This is a genomic window from Burkholderia aenigmatica, assembly GCF_902499175.1.
Taxonomy (GTDB): Bacteria; Pseudomonadota; Gammaproteobacteria; order Burkholderiales; family Burkholderiaceae; genus Burkholderia; species Burkholderia aenigmatica.
In genome coordinates this window covers 1-19,015 of record NZ_CABVQC010000108.1, presented here as the reverse complement: position 1 = coordinate 19,015, position 19,015 = coordinate 1, and the positions used below count along the sequence as shown (strand labels likewise).

General features: G+C 60.9%; 14 protein-coding genes and 2 pseudogenes. 4 read left to right on the top strand and 12 right to left on the bottom strand.

Going from position 1 to position 19,015, the window contains the following annotated elements; translation table 11 throughout:
* Positions 1 to 124 precede the first annotated feature (124 nt).
* Entirely contained in the window at positions 125 to 4,354 is a 4,230-nt protein-coding gene (locus tag BDO18943_RS40745; RefSeq protein ID WP_235996320.1) for an RHS repeat-associated core domain-containing protein, read from the top strand.
* A 42-nt stretch (positions 4,355 to 4,396) separates the two neighbouring features.
* Positions 4,397 to 4,789: a hypothetical protein gene (locus BDO18943_RS40740; RefSeq protein ID WP_143277549.1), complete on the top strand. Its 393-nt coding sequence runs from the start codon at positions 4,397 to 4,399 to the stop codon at positions 4,787 to 4,789.
* Positions 4,790 to 4,902: 113 nt separating this feature from the next.
* Here BDO18943_RS40740 and BDO18943_RS40735 read toward each other — a convergent pair.
* The 10 genes and pseudogenes from BDO18943_RS40735 to BDO18943_RS40690 form a co-directional block, all read right to left on the bottom strand.
* Positions 4,903 to 5,487: pseudogene (locus tag BDO18943_RS40735) on the bottom strand (OB-fold nucleic acid binding domain-containing protein); the annotation flags it as partial.
* 143 nt (positions 5,488 to 5,630) lie between these two features.
* Positions 5,631 to 7,223: an IS66 family transposase gene (tnpC, locus tag BDO18943_RS40730; RefSeq protein ID WP_027813733.1), complete on the bottom strand. Its 1,593-nt coding sequence runs from the start codon at positions 7,221 to 7,223 to the stop codon at positions 5,631 to 5,633.
* Positions 7,224 to 7,262: 39 nt separating this feature from the next.
* Complete coding sequence (gene tnpB, locus BDO18943_RS40725) at positions 7,263 to 7,607, bottom strand: IS66 family insertion sequence element accessory protein TnpB (protein WP_027813734.1); 345 nt, start codon at positions 7,605 to 7,607, stop codon at positions 7,263 to 7,265.
* Positions 7,604 to 8,026 (bottom strand): transposase, encoded by a 423-nt coding sequence (locus BDO18943_RS43020; RefSeq protein ID WP_027813735.1) that lies wholly within the window; start codon positions 8,024 to 8,026, stop codon positions 7,604 to 7,606. The genes tnpB and BDO18943_RS43020 overlap by 4 nt, the downstream gene beginning before the upstream one ends.
* Positions 8,027 to 8,059: 33 nt before the next feature.
* A complete protein-coding gene (gene dsbD, locus BDO18943_RS40715) occupies positions 8,060 to 9,766 on the bottom strand; it encodes a protein-disulfide reductase DsbD (protein WP_080353683.1) in 1,707 nt (568 codons plus the stop codon).
* Between the two features lie 62 nt (positions 9,767 to 9,828).
* Positions 9,829 to 10,188 (bottom strand): copper-binding protein, encoded by a 360-nt coding sequence (locus BDO18943_RS40710; RefSeq protein ID WP_027810174.1) that lies wholly within the window; start codon positions 10,186 to 10,188, stop codon positions 9,829 to 9,831.
* Positions 10,185 to 13,391 (bottom strand): efflux RND transporter permease subunit, encoded by a 3,207-nt coding sequence (locus BDO18943_RS40705; protein WP_027810173.1) that lies wholly within the window; start codon positions 13,389 to 13,391, stop codon positions 10,185 to 10,187. The genes BDO18943_RS40710 and BDO18943_RS40705 overlap by 4 nt, the downstream gene beginning before the upstream one ends.
* Entirely contained in the window at positions 13,388 to 14,923 is a 1,536-nt protein-coding gene (locus BDO18943_RS40700; RefSeq protein ID WP_027810172.1) for an efflux RND transporter periplasmic adaptor subunit, read from the bottom strand. Before BDO18943_RS40700 ends, BDO18943_RS40705 begins: the two co-directional genes overlap by 4 nt.
* 11 nt (positions 14,924 to 14,934) lie before the next feature.
* Complete coding sequence (locus tag BDO18943_RS40695; RefSeq protein ID WP_027810171.1) at positions 14,935 to 16,227, bottom strand: TolC family protein; 1,293 nt, start codon at positions 16,225 to 16,227, stop codon at positions 14,935 to 14,937.
* A 92-nt stretch (positions 16,228 to 16,319) separates the two neighbouring features.
* A complete protein-coding gene (locus BDO18943_RS40690) occupies positions 16,320 to 16,688 on the bottom strand; it encodes a hypothetical protein (RefSeq protein WP_027810170.1) in 369 nt (122 codons plus the stop codon).
* A gap of 171 nt (positions 16,689 to 16,859) precedes the next feature.
* On the opposite strand from BDO18943_RS40690, the gene BDO18943_RS42895 reads away from it, so the two are divergent.
* Positions 16,860 to 17,189: a four-helix bundle copper-binding protein gene (locus tag BDO18943_RS42895; protein ID WP_080289672.1), complete on the top strand. Its 330-nt coding sequence runs from the start codon at positions 16,860 to 16,862 to the stop codon at positions 17,187 to 17,189.
* Positions 17,147 to 17,395, top strand: coding sequence for a hypothetical protein (locus BDO18943_RS40685; protein WP_146125846.1), 249 nt, complete (start codon positions 17,147 to 17,149; stop codon positions 17,393 to 17,395). Before BDO18943_RS42895 ends, BDO18943_RS40685 begins: the two co-directional genes overlap by 43 nt.
* Positions 17,396 to 17,536: 141 nt before the next feature.
* Here BDO18943_RS40685 and BDO18943_RS40680 read toward each other — a convergent pair whose 3' ends face one another.
* Both BDO18943_RS40680 and BDO18943_RS40675 read right to left on the bottom strand, forming a co-directional pair.
* Positions 17,537 to 18,124 carry a DUF305 domain-containing protein gene (locus tag BDO18943_RS40680; RefSeq protein WP_226206519.1) on the bottom strand — a complete coding sequence of 196 codons (588 nt, stop codon included), beginning with the start codon at positions 18,122 to 18,124 and terminating at the stop codon, positions 17,537 to 17,539.
* A gap of 645 nt (positions 18,125 to 18,769) precedes the next feature.
* Positions 18,770 to 19,015, bottom strand: a pseudogene (locus BDO18943_RS40675) (hypothetical protein); the annotation flags it as partial.

Sequence of the window (19,015 nt, the reverse complement as noted above, 5' to 3'; positions counted from 1 at the left end):
GAAAACTTGCTTGGCTTCTTGTTCATGGCTCCATTCTCTCAAGAGTTGGAGCCTCCACAAAACTCGGTGCGGTTCAGTTCATCACGATATCGGTGTTGCAGGTTATACCGGTGCGTCCTCCTACGTGGACCTGCCCGGCGGCACATTTTCAGTGGCGAGCGTCTCTGGTGACTCGAATAGCGAGACCATGGCCTTTTTCCTACAGGGGATGCACTCGAGCATTTTGGAATCGACTGTTGTGCAACAGATCAGTTCTGTTTCAGCGGCGTCTACGGTGAAGTTGATCGATACGGCTGCGGCGGCCGGGCAGCCGATCTACAACGCAACATCGGCAAACTATGCTACCGCCGTTCAACCGAATTTGGTGAATTGCAGCGCTTACTACGGCACCTTCAGTTCTTACCTGTCTAGCGGGTTCAGCCTGGTTTTGCCGCAACACTGTGATCTGACTGAGAACAGCTGGACGGGTGCTGGCTACTACGTGCAGAGCCCCGTATTTCTGGGTGCGTTGATCACGGGGAACCTCGCCGGAGGATACATGACCCTGGGTCAGTTTCTCTCCACCCTTTCCCCGTTGGCGCAGGTCGCGTCGCCGTTTCCGCCTTCGATGTACAACCTTCCGGTGACCGTCCTAAGCGATGGCAGCTTCCGATTTGCGCCGTCTCTCCAAGGTGGGACGTCTCTCCAAGGCGAGCCATTCAATTTCGTTGCCGACCCCATCGGCCTGGCGGCCGGGAATTTTACGTACAGCCGCGATGACCTATCGTCAGGTGTGGGCCTCTTTCCGCAGCGCCTCACCTTCAGCCGCATATATAGTTCGAGCGCCAAGAATCAGGACAGTGTGCTTGGGAAGGGCTGGGCTCACAACTTCAGCGTGACCGCAAAGGTAAATTCCGACGGTTATCAGGGAATGGGGGAAGATTCAGCGCTCGATGCGGTAGCCGCGTTGGTCGAGATGAAGGCGTCGTCGGATCTGCTTACTGATGCGTCACACCCGATTGAAAAATTGGTCATTGCGACTTTGGGGCAACGGTGGTTCGGCGATCAGCTGATCAACAATACCGTGATCGTCACACAAGGTCTGAATGGCGAGGTGTTCGTGAAGTTGCCGGACGGTAGTTTCAACCCACCCCCGGGGAATTCTTCGAAGCTGATACTGAACGGGGATGGCACTTACACGTACGACACCGTTCACCATAACTCGATGCACTTCAATTCGTCGGGGAACATCGATACCTACAAAGACGCCAACGGCACGCAGGTCAACTACAGCTACACCGGAAGCAACTTGACCAGCGTCAGCAACGGCTTCTGGCGCACACTAAATTTCAGCTATACGAACGGACGGATTAGCCAGGTCTCTGACGGCGCTCGAACGGTTCAATATGGCTACGACGCGAATGGCAATCTGACGACCTTCACCGACACGTTGTCGAAGAGCACGACATACGGCTATGGGTTGCCCGGTCAGATAACGCAAATCTTTTATCCGAGCTTCCCGTCCACCGCCGGCGTGACGAACGTCTATGACAGCCTTGGACGAGTCCAAACGCAGACGAACGCGCGAGGCAAGACATACAGCTACTATTTCGCTGGATCGCGAGCTCTTGAATCTGCGCCGGGTGGTATCACGAGGCTCAGCTATCTCGATGTGCTCGGGAATGTGTTGCAGCAAGCGGATCCGCTGTTCAACGTCACCCAATTCGCTTACGACGGACAGGGGCGGCTGATTACCAAGACTTTGCCTCAGGGGAATGGCTTCTCGTACACGTACGACGATGCATCCTGTGCGAGCTCGGAGAAACGCTGCACGCAGAACGTGAAGTCGATCACGCAGTTCGCACCATCCGGCTCAGGTCTCGCACCGCTCACTCGAAGCTTCACCTATGAGAGTGCCTACAACAAGGTTGCAACTGAAACCGATGCGCGAGGCAATGCCACGACGTACACCTATGCGCCCTGGGGCGACATCGCGACCGTTACCTCGCCGGTTGACGCGAGCGGGGTAGCGCCATGGACAGCCTATGATTACTATTCCTGGACACCGACGGGCTTCCCGACGATGTATCTCTTGTGGAAGACGACGGTCAAGACGAGCGCATCGAATTCCACTGCGACGACGCGGACCTATGATTGGGCGCACCACGAAGTGCCCGCGACCACGACAGTCGACGCCGGCACGGGAACACTGAATCTCACGACCACGTACACCTATGACGACATCGGCAACCTGACCGTGGTGGACGGGCCGCGTACTGACGTGACCGATACGGTGACGACTAGCTACGACAGCGAACGGCGCCCGACCGTGGTCACGGATGCGCTGGGGAAGCAAACTCAGACCACCTATGATGCGGACGGCCGGCCAATTGCTGTCGCCCGGCAGATCGGCGCTCAATGGTTGACAAACTGCTCGCGGTACAGTGCGACAGGAAAAGTTATCCGGGCATGGGGCCCTTCGCTGACTGCATCGGCGACGACTTGCCCAACAGAGGCAGCACCAGTGCCGATCACCGACACGGCATATGACGATCTCGATCGGCCATATCAGCAAACGCAGTATCTTGCCGCTGCAGACGGGGGGAACAGAGTGACGACGACGGTGTACAACGTCGACGATTCGATCAACACCATCCAGAAAGCGACAGGCACGGCGCAGCAACAGAACTATGTGCAATACACCTATACGCCGAACGGTAAACTCAATTCGAGCGCTGATGCGAAGAACAATCTGACCGTCTATGCATACAATGGTTTCGACCGTCTGACGAACCGATACTACCCGCTGGCCAACACACCAGGCTCGGCGAACAGCAATGATTACGACGGCTATACCTACGATCCGAACGGGAACGTGGTTACCATCCGCAGACGTAGCGGGGGCACGATCACCCAGACCTGGGATAACCTGAACCGCCTGACCGCACGTACCTATCCGAGCAGCGCTAACAATGTTCAGTTCGGTTATGACCTGCGCGGACTACGCACCGCGTCGCAGTACGCGAACGGCAGTTACGCGGTGTCCTATGCTTGGGACAACGCAGGTCGATTGCTCAACACGACGGCGGGGGGAAGAACGCTCAATTTCCAGTACGATGCCGCAGGAAATCGGACCCAGACGACGTGGCCGGATGGGTTCAATACGACTACCAGCTACGATGCGTTGAATCGGCCGAGTGTGATCAAGGAGAACGGAAGCACAGCACTCGCAACGTACACCTATGACGACCTGAGCCGGGCTACCACCCTCACGTTCGCGAATGGAACGTCGATTCAACGCGGGTACGACAATCAAGGTGGGCTAGCAACGCTGACGAATGCGTTGACTGCGCCGGGCGACCAGGTGCAGTTCGTATACGCACGTAATCAAATTCTGGATGTAACCAGCGTCACACCGAGCAACCTCGCGTACCAGTGGAGCGGTGGAACGACCGGTAGCCAGAGTTATACCGCGGATGGCCTGAATCGTTACACGACGGCTGCTGGCGGTTCTGTCGGGTACGACAACAACGGAAACGTGGCTAGCTACAGCGGTTGGTCGTATGGTTACGATCTCGACAATCGCCTCGTATCTGGTACTACTGGATTGTTCTCAACAGTGAGTCTTGCGTACGACGCAGAAGGTCGCCTGCGCCAGACTGTTGAACCGAACGGTCTTGGCAGTCTCACGACGAACATGCTGTACGACGACACGAAACTCGTCGCCGAATACGATTCGTCGGGCAATATCCTCCGGCGCTATGTTCATGGTTCCGGTGCAGACAATCCGCTCGTTTGGTACGAAGGATCAGGGACCACGAACAAGAATTGGTTCTACACGGATCAACTGGGGAGCGTCGTCGCGACGGCGAATACATCGGGGGCCAAAACGGCAATCTATACCTACGGTCCGTTTGGTGAGCCGAACGCAACGAGTGGCACGCGGTTCCGCTACACGGGGCAGCAACTGATCGGTTCGCTCGGACTGTACTATTATAAAGCGAGGTTCTATTCACCGGGGCTGGGACGATTCTTCCAGACCGACCCTGTTGGCAGTCGCGATGATCAAAACCTGTATGCATATGTCGGAAACAACCCGGTCAATCGGTCCGACCCGGACGGATTGACTGGCACGATCGTAGGTACGGATTCGTTTCAACTTGCGGGTAGTTATATATGGGGGCACGGCGACAGACACGTAAGCGATCCGGATGCCGCGCGCGCAGAGATCGGCGCCCATCTTCCTCCAATAGGGGATGTGGGTGGCCCATTTTGGGGCGTCACACCGAACTATATTTATCGCGTCTTTCCGTTACCGTCTGGTGATGTAAATATTGGAACGTACTTTTATCGGCCATCTGGGATTCCGTATTAAACACTTAAATTTCTATGTGGGACGGGCATTGGGAGTTTGCGAATGAATATTTCTCAGTTTCGAGAGCTGAGTCAATTGGAAGTCGCCCTCTTGCGCAGGATGGCGACCTGTGGGGTGCCGAATGGCGATATCTTAATGGCACAGATATTAGCTGCACGCGCAAGTCCAATTGATGAAGAGGGATCGCTCCGCCTCGTGACAAGCAGTGATAAAAAATACGGTGACGCGACCGGACCTCTGATAACGGCTGTCCAAGAGGATGTCGACACAGTGCGAAATTATGGGCCATATATTAATTTCGTATTGATATTGAAAAATGGATTTATCGACGAGCTGGAGGTTTATAAGGATGACGGGGGAAAAATTGCCGCTGACTTCAATCCTGATGGCTTGTCGATCACATGGGGTGGCCCGAAAGATTCGCGAGTCTTTTAGGTTCGGTGTGCAATATCGCGGTGAAGCTTGCGCTAAGCTAGGGGGTGCCCTCACGATTTGGCACAGCGCATACAAGACGCCGCTTTAGTATCGTCATGGAGAACGCGTAAGCGTTAGCAAAACTCCCTTGACGTCGTTGGCAGTGCACCGAGCAACTCGCTCCTGTCGACGAGATTGCTGGCGATCAGATGCCGCACGTTCCCTTCGGCCTGCCACACGCCGTAGACCGCGAGCAACGCGGCGCCGAGCGCCTCCTTCCGAAATTTCTCCAGCAGACCGGGCCAGAGGATCACGTTGACCTGGCCGGTCTCGTCCTCGAGCGTCATGAACAGCACGCCGTTCGCCGTGCCCGGCCGCTGCCGCACCGTGACCAATCCGCACGCGCGCGCGAGCTGGCCGCTGCGCAACGTCGCCAGTTGCTCTGCCGACTGCAGGTGATCCAGCGCGAGGCGATCGCGCAGCAGCGCCAGCGGATGCCGGCCGAGCGTGAAGCCCATCGCTCGATAGTCCGTCACGATCTCGTGACCCTCCGATGCCCGAGGCAATGCCGGCGCCGCGTCGTCACATTCGGTGCCGCGCAGCAGATCTCGATCAGGCACGGCAGCGGCAGCCAGCCAGAGCGCGTCGCGTCGGTTATCGCCGGCGAGCGAGCGAAGTGCGTTCGCACCTGCGAGCACCTGCAGGTCGTGCCGATCAAGCGTAAGCGGCTCGGCGCGACCAGTTCCATATTCGCGCGCGCATGGGGCATGATGTGAGAGCTTGGGGAGTTCCGTGAGGATCACGTGAGATCGTGCCCACGATCGTGGATCATGGGCACGATCTATCTGGATCTATGAAGCAGTCAGGCAGTGCCATGCGAGCTGACCGACGTCAGCTTGTCGACCACATTCCAAGGCAGCAGTTCGTCGACGCGGGTGATGACGTGATCAGCGATGTGGGTCAAGACGTATTCCAGATAGGCGCGCGGGTTGATGCCATTGAGTTTGCACGCACCAATCAAGCTGTACATCGCGGCGGCCCGCTCACCCCCGCTGTCGGAACCAGCGAACAGGAAGTTCTTTCTCCCGAGGCTCACGCAACGCAGGGCGTTTTCTGCCAACGCGTTGCTGATCTCGGCTTGCCCATCCTCGCAGAACAGCGTCAGCGCAGTCCAGTGATTCAGCGAGTACTGGATCGCGCCGGCCAGCTCCGACTTGCGCGACAGCGTCGCGAGCTTGGCCCGGATTCTCGTTTCGAAGGCGTCCAGCAGCGGCTTGCTTTTCTCACGCCGCACGCGCTGCCGTTCATCGGGCGGCTTGCCGCGGATGTCGGTTTCAATGCCGTAGAACTCGCCGATCATCTCGAGCAGTTTCTGGGTCTCGTCCGTCGGTGTGCTCGCGTGGATCTCGTAGTACTTTCTCCGCGCGTGGTCCCAACAAGCAGCCTCGCGGATCTTGCCACTTACGTACAACTCGTCGAAGCCGCCGTAGGCATCGGCTTGCAGGATGCCTTCGAATCCGGCGAGATGCGTCTGAGGATGGATGCCTTTGCGATCGCACGAGTACGCGAACCACACCGCAGCCGGCTCCGTCGAGCCCGAACGGCTGTCGTCGCGCACGTACACCCAGAGTCGCCCGGTCTTCGTCTTCTTGTTGCCTGGCGCGAGCACGGGGATCGGCGTGTCGTCCGCGTGCAACTTCGTGCCCGCCATCGTATACCGGCGCAGCGCGTCGGTCAGCGGGCGGCAGAGCGCCTCACACTGTCCGACCCAGCGACCCATGCTGGCGCGGTCAAGCGTCACCCCGTCGCGCGCCGCAATTTCCGATTGTCGGTACAGCGGCGCATGATCTGCGTACTTCGACACCAGAATGTCGGCAAGCAAGCTCGGATGCGCGATACTGCGCTCGATCGGCAGTCCCGGCATCGGTGGCTGCGCGATGTGGCCGCAGGCCGGACAGACCGTCTTGTGCCGGATCGTGCGGATCACCTTGAACATCGCCGCAACACGGGCGAGCTGTTCCGAGACGTCCTCGCCGAGGCACTGCATAGCACCTTCACACTTGGGGCAGATCGAATCCGGTTTGAGCACGCGATCTTCTCGCGTAAGGTGCGGTGGCAGCGGCTCACGTACGGCCGGATCGCTGCTAGTCGTGGACCTTTCTCGTCGGACCTTTGTGTGCTGAACGTCGGCGACACCGCTGCCTGCGGCCAAATCCTCAAGCCGGAGCTCAAGCTTCTCGATCTCTCGGGCAAGTTGTTCCGACTTGCGGCCGAAGTGCATTCGCTTGAGCTTGTCGATCAGGAGCTTCAACCGTGTGATCTCGAGATCGCTTGCGGCGATGTCGCGGCGCAGCTGTTCGATCTCGAGTTCCCGTTCGATGGCCGACGCGCGAGCCTCAGCCAGCATGGCCTTCAGTGCAGCGACATCGTCGGGCAGATCGTCGAGATTCGGCATGCGCCGGAGTTTACGAGCCTCCCGAGCGGTTTACAACACCTACAGCATCGACAGAGGTGCCGTACGGCGGGGCTGCCGCCAATCGATGCCTTCGAGAAGCATCGACAACTGCGCGACCGTGAGCGAGATCTTGCCGCCATCGGCTTGCGGCCAGATGAAGCGGCCGCGTTCCAATCGCTTCGACAGCAGCCAGAGCCCGTCGTCGGTGGCCCAAAGCAGCTTCACGAGATCGCCTCGACGTCCGCGGAAGATGAACACATGGCCGCACAACGGATTCTCCTCGAGCGTCGCCTGTACCTTCGTGGCAAGCCCCTGGAAGCCGCAGCGCATGTCCGTGACGCCCGCAGCAAGCCAGATGCGGGTGCCGGCCGGCAATGTGATCACTTCAGGCATTCCTGCAGGAACGCTTCGGCCCGCTCAGCAGACAGGCCGCGAATCTTCACGCGCCGCTTGCCGATCTCCACCTCGATCTCGCACACGGGCGTCGGCATCGGTACGCCGCTTGTCACCTTCGACGTCGCGTTTCCCGTAGGCTGCGGCGCTGGCAGCATCAACACCGAATCGATCACGTCAACGCTCAGCAACTCCGTGCCTGTCATGGCCGACGGCGCAGCTTCGAGTCCCGGCAGTTCCAGCTTGCCTTCCCGATATTGCTTGCGCCACCCGAACACGACGTTGGCGTTGATGTCGTGCCGCCGCGCGACGATCGACACCGACATGCCTGGTTCCAACGTTTCCCTGATCACTTGCTGTTTGAATGCCCGCGCATACGTGCGATGGGCCGGGCGCGCTGCATTCGGCATAGCTGACCGTCTCCGTCAATCTAAACGCGACTATCATGCGCCAGCAAAATCAGCATCGGGAAACGGTCGGGCCGAGTCGCTTACCGAATCACTGAACGTGAAGCGTTCGAGCTCTTTGCACGTGATGCACCAGTCGGCATAGAAATCGATCATCATGGGCCGACCGCGCGCGTCCGCGAGCGCGCGGTCCAGTTCGGCATTCGAGCGTATCGATTCGAAGCGCGCGCTCGCCTGGGTTGGCCTGCTCGCTGGAACAGACATCTGCATGAAGCCGCCCAGTGGCCGTAACGCATCGAAGTGGCCTGATGCGACGCCGACTAGCTCTGCGACGCCCACTACCAACAGCAACACACCGAGAGCCTTACCGATCCGCTGGATGCCGTGCGCGTTCGGCGGCAACGGATCGATCCCCCGCAGCGTCATGCCCGCGCTCGCGAACAGCATCGCGAGCACCATCATCAACAGCCAATCAGGCAACAGCGAATAGACAAACCAGAGCGCCGCGGCCAACAGCATGAATCCAAGCGTATGCTGCACGGGGATCATCCAACGGCCGGCTTTCGGCAATACGTGCGAGCCAAACGTGCCGAACGCGAGCAACGGCAGCCCCATGCCGATCGCCATTGCGTAAAGCGCCGCCGCACCACCGATCAGGTCGCGACTGTTCGCGATATAGAGCAGCGCACCCGCGAGCACCGGCGTGGAGCACGGACCGACGATCAGCGCGGACAGCATGCCCATCACGAACACGGGGCCCGCGCGCCCGCCCGGCAGCCGGCGGCTCCAGTTCGCGAAGCGGGTCTGCCAGTTGACGGGCATCTGCAGCCGGAACACGCCGAACATGCCGAGCGCAAATACGACCATCAGCGCACCGAACGCGGCCAGCACCCAGCTCCGCTGCGTCAATGCGACGAGCGGCATACCCGCGAGCGCCGCGACGGTGCCGGCACCGGCGTAGGTGAGCGCGAGTCCCTGCACGTAGACGAACGATAGTCTGAAGCCGCGCCACAGCGAAGCCGGTCGCGCGCCCGCGCCGATAACGGCTGCAACGATCGGAATCAGCGGATACATGCAGACCGTGGCCGCCATCAGCAGACCGCCAAGCAGAAAACCGGCGATTTCGGGCAGGCTGATTCCGTTTGCCGGACGCAGATGGATTCCGAACACCGAGAGTGTCGAATGACTTCTCGAGCCGCCGGTCTGAGCAGCAGCCGCCCCGGCATCATCGCCGGTGGCCACACGCGTCACCGTTCCATCTGTGGCAATCCGGAAGGTGCGCATCAATGGCGGATAGCAGACGCCCGCGTCCGCACATCCTTGCGAGGTGACCGACAACGTGACACTGCCTGCTGCGACGGCACGAGGCAGCGTAATGCGAAGATGTAGCGGCCGGTGGTATACCGTGACCATGCCAAACGTCGGATCCTTCTTGACCTCGCCCGGCGGCAGCGCGTCGGGCTTGACCGGCACACCGTCCGCCGCGAAGCTGAAGCGGTCTCGATAAAGGTAGTATCCCGGATGGGTATCGAAGTCGAGATCGACTTGCTGCGGCCCGCCGAGCGACACCTTCAGAGGAAAGGCACTCTCAGGCGGTAGAAGATCGGCCTCGCCGAGCGCGTGGGCGGCGAACGATGCCAGCATCAACAGCACGCCAAGCGCGATGCGCAGCACGAGCGCATGCGCCCAGCGTCCACCGAACGCCCTCGCCGTGGAATGCCATGTGTGCACTGCCGCCTCCATTCAGAGACGCCGCATGCGGGACCGGCCATCGATGGCCGGCCCGCAGGCACGGCTTTACCCCATCAAGACGATTGCTTCACCATTTTCACGATGGTCAGGGTGCCGCCGACATCCTCGACGCGCACCTTGACCTTGTCACCCTGGTGAGCCTGCTTGACCATCGCGGCGTCCTTGGCCTTGTACGCCATCGTCATCGCGGCCATGCCGATATTGGCGAATTCGCCATGCTTGAGCGTGACCATGCCGGTTGCGGCATCGACCTTCATCACCTCCGCATCGGTCAGTGCCGACTCCGAGGCTTTCTTCGATGCGGACGGTTTCATCGACATCCCCTTGCCGGACATGTCGTCGCCGGCGAATGCCGACGATGCGAACGCGCCCATTGCACAAACTGCAGCGGCAGTAATGACAAATTTCTTCATTGAGCTTCTCCAGATTGGATTGAAGGCACCTTCGTGCCGGAAGGAACTGCTTGGTGAATTCCCGCCTGGTCCACCTTGCGCGCACGACGACGCTGCAACAGGAACCAGGCTGCCGGAATGACGAACATCGACAGCAGCGGCGCGGTGACCATACCGCCCACCATCGGCGCAGCGATACGCTGCATGACTTCAGAACCGGCGCCGTGCCCGATCATGATCGGCACAAGGCCGGACAGCACGACGGCAACAGTCATCGCCTTGGGTCGTACGCGCAGCACCGCCCCTTCACGAATCGCGTCGGCCAGCACGGCCTCCGTGAATGGCGCGCCGGCTTCGAGCCGACCGTTCAACGCACCCTTCAGGTACAGCAGCATCACGACGCCGAACTCTGCCGCGACGCCCGCCAGCGCGATGAAGCCGACCGAGGTGGCGACCGACACCGCGTGGCCCAGGCCCCAGATGAACCAGAGGCCGCCCACCAGTGCGAACGGCACGGTCGACATCAGCAGCAATGCGTCGGCCGCCGAATTGAACGTCAGGAACAGCAGCACGAAGATCACGACGAGCGTGACCGGAATGACGGTGCGCAACTTCGCCGCCGCCCGCTCCAGGTACTCGAACTGTCCGGACCATGCGATCGAATAGCCGGGCGGCAGCTTCACCTGCTGCGCGACGGCCTTCTGCATCGCCTGCACGGCCGATTCGAGGTCCGTATTGCGGATGTCGACGTACACATAGCCGGACAGCCGTGCGTTCTCGCTGCGGATCATCGGCGGCCCGTCGGCGATCGTGACATGCGCGACGTCGCCGAGCTGGATTTGCGCGCCCCGATCCGTGACGATCGGCAACTGCCGCAGCTTCTCGAGCGAATCGCGGACTTCGCGCGGATAACGGATATTGATCGGGAAGCGTTCGCGCCCGGCAATTACCTCGCCAACGTTCTCTCCCCCCACAGCCGACGACACGACGGACTGGATGTCCATGACGGATAGGCCGTATCGCGCGGCCGCAAGCCGATCGATGTCGACGTCGATGTACCGTCCACCGTTCAGACGCTCCGCCAGCGCGGACGTCACGCCCGGCACGTGCTTCACCGCAGCTTCGACCTGCGTCGCGATCGTGTCGATCTGCGTCAGGTCAGGTCCGGAAATCTTGACCCCGACGGGTGTCTTGATGCCGGTGGACAGCATGTCGAGCCGGTTGCGGATCGGCGGCACCCATACGTTCGACAGGCCCGGCACCTTGACGGTCCGGTCCAGCTCGTCGACCAGCTTCTCGGGTGTCATGCCGGGCCGCCATTGACTGCGAGGCTTGAACTGGATCGTCGTCTCGAACATCTCGAGCGGCGCCGGGTCCGTGGCCGTGTCGGCGCGGCCGGACTTACCGAACACGGTCGCGACCTCCGGCACTGTCTTGATGAGCCGGTCGGTCTGCTGCAGTAGTTCGGACGCCTTTTGAGCCGAAATGCCCGGCAGCGCGGTCGGCATGTACAGCAAGTCGCCCTCATCGAGCGGCGGCAGGAACTCGCCCCCTAGTCGCGACACCGGAATCGCCGTCAGGGCCAGTGCGACGACGGCAAAACCGATCGTCAACCATGGGCGACGCAGAGTCGCTTCGAGCAGTGGCCGGTACAGCCGGATCAGCACGCGGTTGATCGGGTTCGCGTTCTCATGCGGAATGCGGCCGCGGATCAGGTAGCCCATGAGCACCGGCACCAGCGTGACCGACAGCCCGGCTGCGGCCGCAATCGTATAGGTCTTCGTGAACGCCAGCGGCGAGAACAGCTTGCCCTCCTGCCCTTCGAGCGAGAAGACCGGGATGAACGACAGCGTGATGATCAGCAGCGAGAAGAACAGCGCCGGCCCGACTTCCGCCGCGGACGCGGCAATCAGTTCCCAGCGCTGCGCTGCGTTTATCGGCACGCGAGGATGGGCATGTTCGTAGGCCTCAAGATGCTTGTGCGCGTTCTCGATCATCACGATCGCCGCGTCGATCATCGCGCCGATCGCGATCGCGATACCGCCCAGCGACATCAGGTTCGCGTTCACGCCTTGGTAGCGCATCACGATGAATGCGGCCAACACACCGAGCGGCAGCGACAGGATTGCGACGAATGCGCTGCGCAGGTGGAACAGGAACACTGCGCATACCAACCCGACGACGATGAATTCCTCGATCAGCTTGTCCTTCAGGTTGTCCACCGCGCGTTCGATGAGTTGCGAGCGGTCGTACGTCGTGACGACTTCGACGCCGGGCGGCAGCGAGCGCTTCAGCTCGGCGAGCTTCGCTTTGACCGCGTCGATGGTCGTCAGGGCGTTCTTGCCGGAGCGCATCACGATGACCCCGCCCGCGACCTCGCCCTCGCCGTTCAATTCGGCGATGCCGCGGCGCATCTCCGGGCCGATCTGGATGCGCGCGACGTCGCCGAGCAGTACCGGGGTACCCGCTTCGTTCGTGCGCAGCACGACGTGGCGGAAGTCGTCGAGCGAGCGCAGATAGCCGGACGAGCGCACCATGTATTCCGACTCGGCGAGTTCGACGACCGAGCCGCCCGACGCCTGATTGGCCTTGCCGAGCGCGTCGGCCACCATCGACTGCGTGATGCCGTACGCGCGCAGCTTGTCCGGATCGAGCACGACCTGGTACTGGCGCACCATCCCGCCGATGCTGGCGACCTCAGACACGTCCGGCACGGCCTTCAGCTCGAACTTCAGGAACCAGTCGTTCAGCGCGCGCAGTTGCCCGAGATCGTGCTGTCCGGTCTTGTCGACGAGCGCGTACTCGTACACCCAACCGACACCGGTCGCATCTGGGCCGAGCGACACCGTCGCACCCTGCGGAAGGCGGCTTTGCACCTGATTTAAGTATTCCAGCACGCGCGAGCGCGCCCAATACTGATCGGTCTTGTCATCGAACAGCACGTAGACGAACGCATCCCCGAATGACGAATACGCGCGGATGGTCTTGGCGCCGGGCACGCCGAGCAGCGTGGTCGTCAACGGATAGGTCACCTGATCCTCGATCACCTGCGGTGCCTTGCCTGGATACGACGCCTTGATGATGACCTGCGTGTCCGACAGGTCGGGCAGCGCATCGAGCGGCGTCTCCTTGAGCGAGTAGACACCCCACGCCGCGACGAGGATGGTCACGAGCAGCACCATGAACCGGTTGCGAATGGACCACCGTATGAGATGCGCGATCATTGGACGCCTCCGGCCGGCTCAACCTTCGTCAGTTGGTAGCCGTCATCCGTCTGCTTGAAGGCGAAGTGCACGGCCTGGCCAACCTTCACGTCCGGAAAGGCGTTCGACGCCGGCTTGTTGAACGTCATCGTCATCGCGCCCCAACCAAGCGCGGGAACCGGCTGATGCGAGAACGTCATGTCGGCCGCAGTCACCTTTTCGACCCTGCCGGTGGTCTCGTAGGTTGGTGAAGCGGCTGCCGGCGCGGACGCCGCTGTCGCCGCACCGGCACCCTTCCCGCCCTCCAGCCGCGGCAGCACGGACTTCAGGCTGGCTTCCGAATCGATCAGGAACTGACCGGACGCGACGACGGTGTCGCCGTCGTTCAGGCCGCTCAGCACTTCGGTTTCGTTGCCGACGTCGTTGCCGACCGTCACCGACGCGGGCTGCAGACGGCCGTCGCTGTTTTTGACGATGACGATCGAACGCTTGCCGGTCGTGATGACCGCTTCGGACGGCACGAGCAACCGCGACACGGCCTTCTGGCCGCCGACGCGCACGCGCATCAGCATGCCGGGCGTCAGCTTGAGCGCACTGTTGTCGATTTCAAGGCGCGCCTGAAGCGTGCGGCTACTGGTGGTGATGCCCGGCAGGATCTCGCGGATACGCCCGGTGAAATGCTGCGTCGGATCGCCCGAGAACGTCGCGTCGACGGTCATGCCCGGACGCGCATCGAGCGCGAGCGCTTCCGGAATCTCGACGATCAGCCAGAGCTTCGAGAGGCCCGAAATCTTCGCGAGCGTCTGCCCCGGCGCGACCATCGCACCGTCGCGCACGTTCAGTTCGCTGACGACACCCGCTTCCGGCGATGCCAGCGTGAGGTGCGTTTGCGCCTTGCCGGTACGGTCGAGCGCCGCGATCATGCCGTCGGGAATCGACAGCGCGCGCATGCGCGCACGTGATGCATCGAGCAGACTATGATCCATCCCGCCGCGCTTGAGAGCGAGATATTCCTCCTGCGGCGCGAGCCAATCCGGCACGAATAGCGACGCGATCGGCGCGCCCTTCGCGACGCGTTGCATCGGCGCGCTGGCATACAGGTGATCGATGTAGCCGGTGACACGCGACTGAATGACGTCCGCTCTCGACTCGTCAAACTGCGTCGTGCCAACCGCATCGAAGCCACCGGCCGTATCCTGGCGACGGACGGTCGCGTAGCGTATGCCGAGATTCTGCTGCAAGCCCGGGTCAATCTTGATGCCGCTCGATCCGCCACCTTCGTCCGCGAAGACGGGTTCGAGCTGCATGTTCATGAAGGGCGATTTGCCCGGCTTGTCGAAGTGCTGGTTCGGCACCATCGGATCGTGCCAGTACAGTACTTTTCGGCCGGTTTTCGGGTCGATCTTGTCGCCCGCCGCGGACATCGATGGCGCGGCAGCGCTGGTCGGAAAGCCGTCGCCTGCGTGTCGAGTACCCGCAAAGTAGCCGGCGCCGAGCAGGGCCGCCCCGGCAAACAGCATCAACACTGCGCGCACGAGCGTGGTCTTCGTCATGTTGTTCTCCTTCACTGTGCGGCGGCCATCGTCGATGGCACGACCTGATATTCGAGTTGTGCCCAGGTTTGCGATACCTCGCGCTTGAGGTCGAGCACTTGCAGTTGCGCTTCCAGTTGGGCGCGTCGGGCCGCGAACGTATCCGCGAGCGAGCCGCTTCCGGCGCGATAAGCCGCGTTGGCAAGCTGCACGCGCTGATCGGCGGCCGGCAGCAGCGACTGGCTCAGGTTGGCGATGCGCTCGCGCCCGCTTGCCAGCGTCGCGGACTGCGTGCGGATGTCCGCCTGCACCTGGCGCAGCGTGTCCTCGTAGGTCAGCCGCGCCTTCGTCGCAAGTTCGGTCTTCTGCGCGAGATCACGGTCCTGAAGATTCTTCCGATTGAGCGGCAGCGGAATCGTGACCCCGATCGACACCATGTTCGAATAGGCCCCGCCACGTTGCTGATAGGCGATTTGCCACGTCCAGTTCGGGCTGCGCTCGCTGCTGGCCACCGCGGTATCCGCCTCGGCCACCGCCACGTCGTCGGATGCCGCCACGAGTGTCGGGTGCGCAATGCGCAGTTCGTCCGGCGGCAGCGCGGAGACGAACGATTCGGGCGCCGGCGGCTCCCCCGTCACGTCTGACACCGGTACGGCAGTCCAGCGCGACAGGCCGATCAGCGCCGTCTGGTAGGTCTGCTGCGCCTTGAGAACCTGATCCTGGGTTTGCGCCAGCATCGCTTGCGCCTGAACGACGTCGGCAGCGCTCGCCTTCGCTCCACGGTAGGACGCTTTCGTGGCTGCCAGTTCGTGCGTCATGTGGTCAAGCAAAGCCTGTTGAAGCGCGACCGCCTGCTTGGCGTAGACGGCGTTCAGCCACGCCGTCGCGGTTTGCTGACGGACCGTCGCGAGTTGCATCAGATAACCGGCTCGCTCGCGACCGACCATTTCATCGGCCAGCGCTGAACGCAGTTGCCGCTTCTTGCCCGACACCCACTCCTGCTGGATGCCAATGCGGCGCATCGTCATGAAGTCCTGGCCGATCGTGAAGCGCTGCGCGCCATTGATCGGCAAGTTGTCGACACCGGCCGAGAGCATCGGGTCGGGCAACTGGCCGGCCTTGACGGCCGCCTCGGAGCTGGCGCGAACGGACGCCTGCGCCGCCTGCATCGATGCGGAATGGTCGGTCGCCGATTGCAGCGCGGCGTCGAGCGTGAAAGGTGCTTGCTCGGCGTGAACGACGCCCGCAAGCAGTAGCGCGGCAACAAGAGAATGCGCGCGCATCGAAGCTCGCCGACCCCGCGGCGTGCCGAAAATGAATGGCATGTTCTAACCCCAACGACGGAATCCCATAGGGATTCCACGTCCTGGCAAAGGACGAACCTCACCGCATACGCGGTGAACCTGTCAGCGTGGGATCAGACGAGACGCGGAGGTCGCCACAACCCGTTCGGGTCACGGCTCGGGAGGGAGTCGGCGTAGTGGAAAATGACCGGGCTGACGAGCGCAGCCGGCCGACTGACACTGACCTGCACCGTTGGGTGGTAAAGGCTGCCGAACTGGCACTGGGCGGTCACTTTACAGAAGACGCCCTTCATTTTGGCGTGGCCGGCGGATGCCGACTTCATCAAGTCGCAGCCGGGCATATCGGCTGACATGCTCGAGTCCGTGTTCATGGACATGGTTTGCTGCATCGGACAGTCGCCCGTCAAGCCACTCGCTGCCAGCCCGCTAATGGGCAGCATCGCGCAAAGCAGCAAGAGGATGAAGGTCCGGAGCAATTTCATAACGCGCATTATAGTCCGCCCGTACCGGCGCTTGCATCGGAATTGTACTTATGTTTCCGCCCTTAAACATGCAGTCAACACGTGCACGGTCACGCGTTCGTCTTGGATTTGGGTACGGCGCTTGCGCGATGCGCCCGGCCCGATCCGGGCAGCCCAGTCAAGGAGAATCAAATGGCACACCAACAGTATCAGTCCGGCATCTCCGCCTGCGATGATTGCGCAGCCGCATGCTATCACTGTGCAACTGCATGCCTCAATGAGAGTGAAGTTGCGCAACTCGCGGATTGCATCAAACTAGACCTCGATTGCGCGGCCTTCTGCCGACTCGCGTCGGGCGCGATGGCGCGCGGAAGCGGGCAAACAAAGGCGCTATGTTCGAGCTGTGCAAATATCTGCGAAGCTTGCGCGGCCGAGTGCGAGAAGCACCCTCACGAACATTGCAAGGAATGCGCACTCGCATGTCGAAGATGTACCCAAGAGTGCCGCTCGATGGCACAATAGACTCGGACCACAAAATGAAGGACGACGGCTTCCGCGTCGGCGCGAAAGCCGTCGGTAAATTGATCGTCTGCTGTCCTTTGCTCCCGCGCCATCGCGTACTTTTTATCGTTTCATCACCGGTATCAACGTCGGGCATAAATGGCCATTGGACGGTGGCCATCGGCGAGGAACATCGCGTGGTTCTCTCCGGTTCCGGTACGCACTAATGCTGACCCCGGATCGCAATTACGGATGTGCGGTGCCATGCTCATTCGTTCGATCCCACGCACACGTTGCGCTCCCGATAATGCGGCGTGCGGCGGCATCTTCGGGCAGTTCAGACGGAAATTGTCTATCCACCCGGCGGATCAGTCGCCCCCACTGTGTTGTCCCCGAGGACTCGCATGCTCGGTCTGAAGCGGTCGGGCATCGCTGAACGGCTGATAATCGACAACCCCAAAATCCTGCTCCAGCAGTTCACGCATCTCGTCGACCGCCGATGTCTGTGCATGCCACATTTCGGAACACAGCCGAATCAGAGCATCATGACGCCGGTCAACACCGGTCATGCAAGCATTCAGCGGTTCAAAAAGCTCATAATGGTGCCGGGCGAATATCTCGAGGTACGCGTGGTCAAATGCTCTGCCTGGTTGCGCATGCTCAAGTATTGCAATTGCTGCTTGTTGTTCTGAACGGACCTTCGGCTGGTAGTTGACTCCGTACCAGACACGCAGAAACTTTTGAAGCTGAATGATCTGTTCGCGCTGACCACGGTTTTCCATCCGCGCACTAGACCTAATCTCTACCATTGAGGCCTTCGCGTTTGTCGCCGGATAGGACGGCGTCGGCGATGTCCCTTCATATGCAGACAGTTCGGTACTCCGCCGAGTATCCGTGCCTGCGGCGAGCTCGGTCATTCTGAGTGCAGAATAATGATGATCTATTACCTGCTCCATTAGCGCGACTTCAAATTCCGCTGTAATTCCACGACCGGGCGCGCTCGCGAACGCCATAGTAGGGCCCAAGAATGTTCCCACCATCAGACCCAGTAGCGGGAGTCGCACAATTCTCCTAAGGCTCGTCAAGCGCGCTCGCGGTCGCTCACCCTTCAAGTTTGCAATGCTTTCCATATCGCCTCCGTCGAAGTAGGGCCATCACCGGAAGTCGCAGGGCACGATTCGCTAGTATCAGTGATAATGGCCCGCCGATACCGAGCAGTACATATGCCCGAGGATACCGATGGAAATGCTGAGCACCGAAAATCTTAACTCTCTAAGTTGTGCACAACATGTCGCGTCATTTGCCAGCGCATGATGTGGCCCACGGACCGGCTACGGGCCCGCAAATAATGACATTAAGATGAAGTAAACGTCATGTGTGCGTCATCAAACGGGCTCGGATAACTGCGAGTTGTCGCAAGCCGTTTCGCTCGTCGTGGATTTATTTATTACCAACGCCACCTGTCCGCGTCGTCGGCAGCACCGCAAACGCAAACGTTACCGATGATCTGAACGAACGGGCGAATAAGTCTCATGAAAATTGCATTCATTGCGGCCCGGGCGTCGAAGTGAAATTTTTTTACTTCGCAAACGGCGACAATTTTATTTTGTGCTAGGGTTTGGGCGGCGCATCCCCCAACCCACCAGTTGATCGTTCTCTCTAGCAGAGGTTTTTCTCGTCAGCCGGGCGTGGTACTTCGCCGCCTCGCGCCGCATCCGTGCCTCTTCCGGCGACACGTAGATCGACGTACTGGCCAGCTTGCGCCGTTCGGACTCAGTGAGATCCGACATCACCGCGAGCAGCTGCGCGATCGCCCATTGCGTGAGTCCGCGCGCGCCGCGCACCGA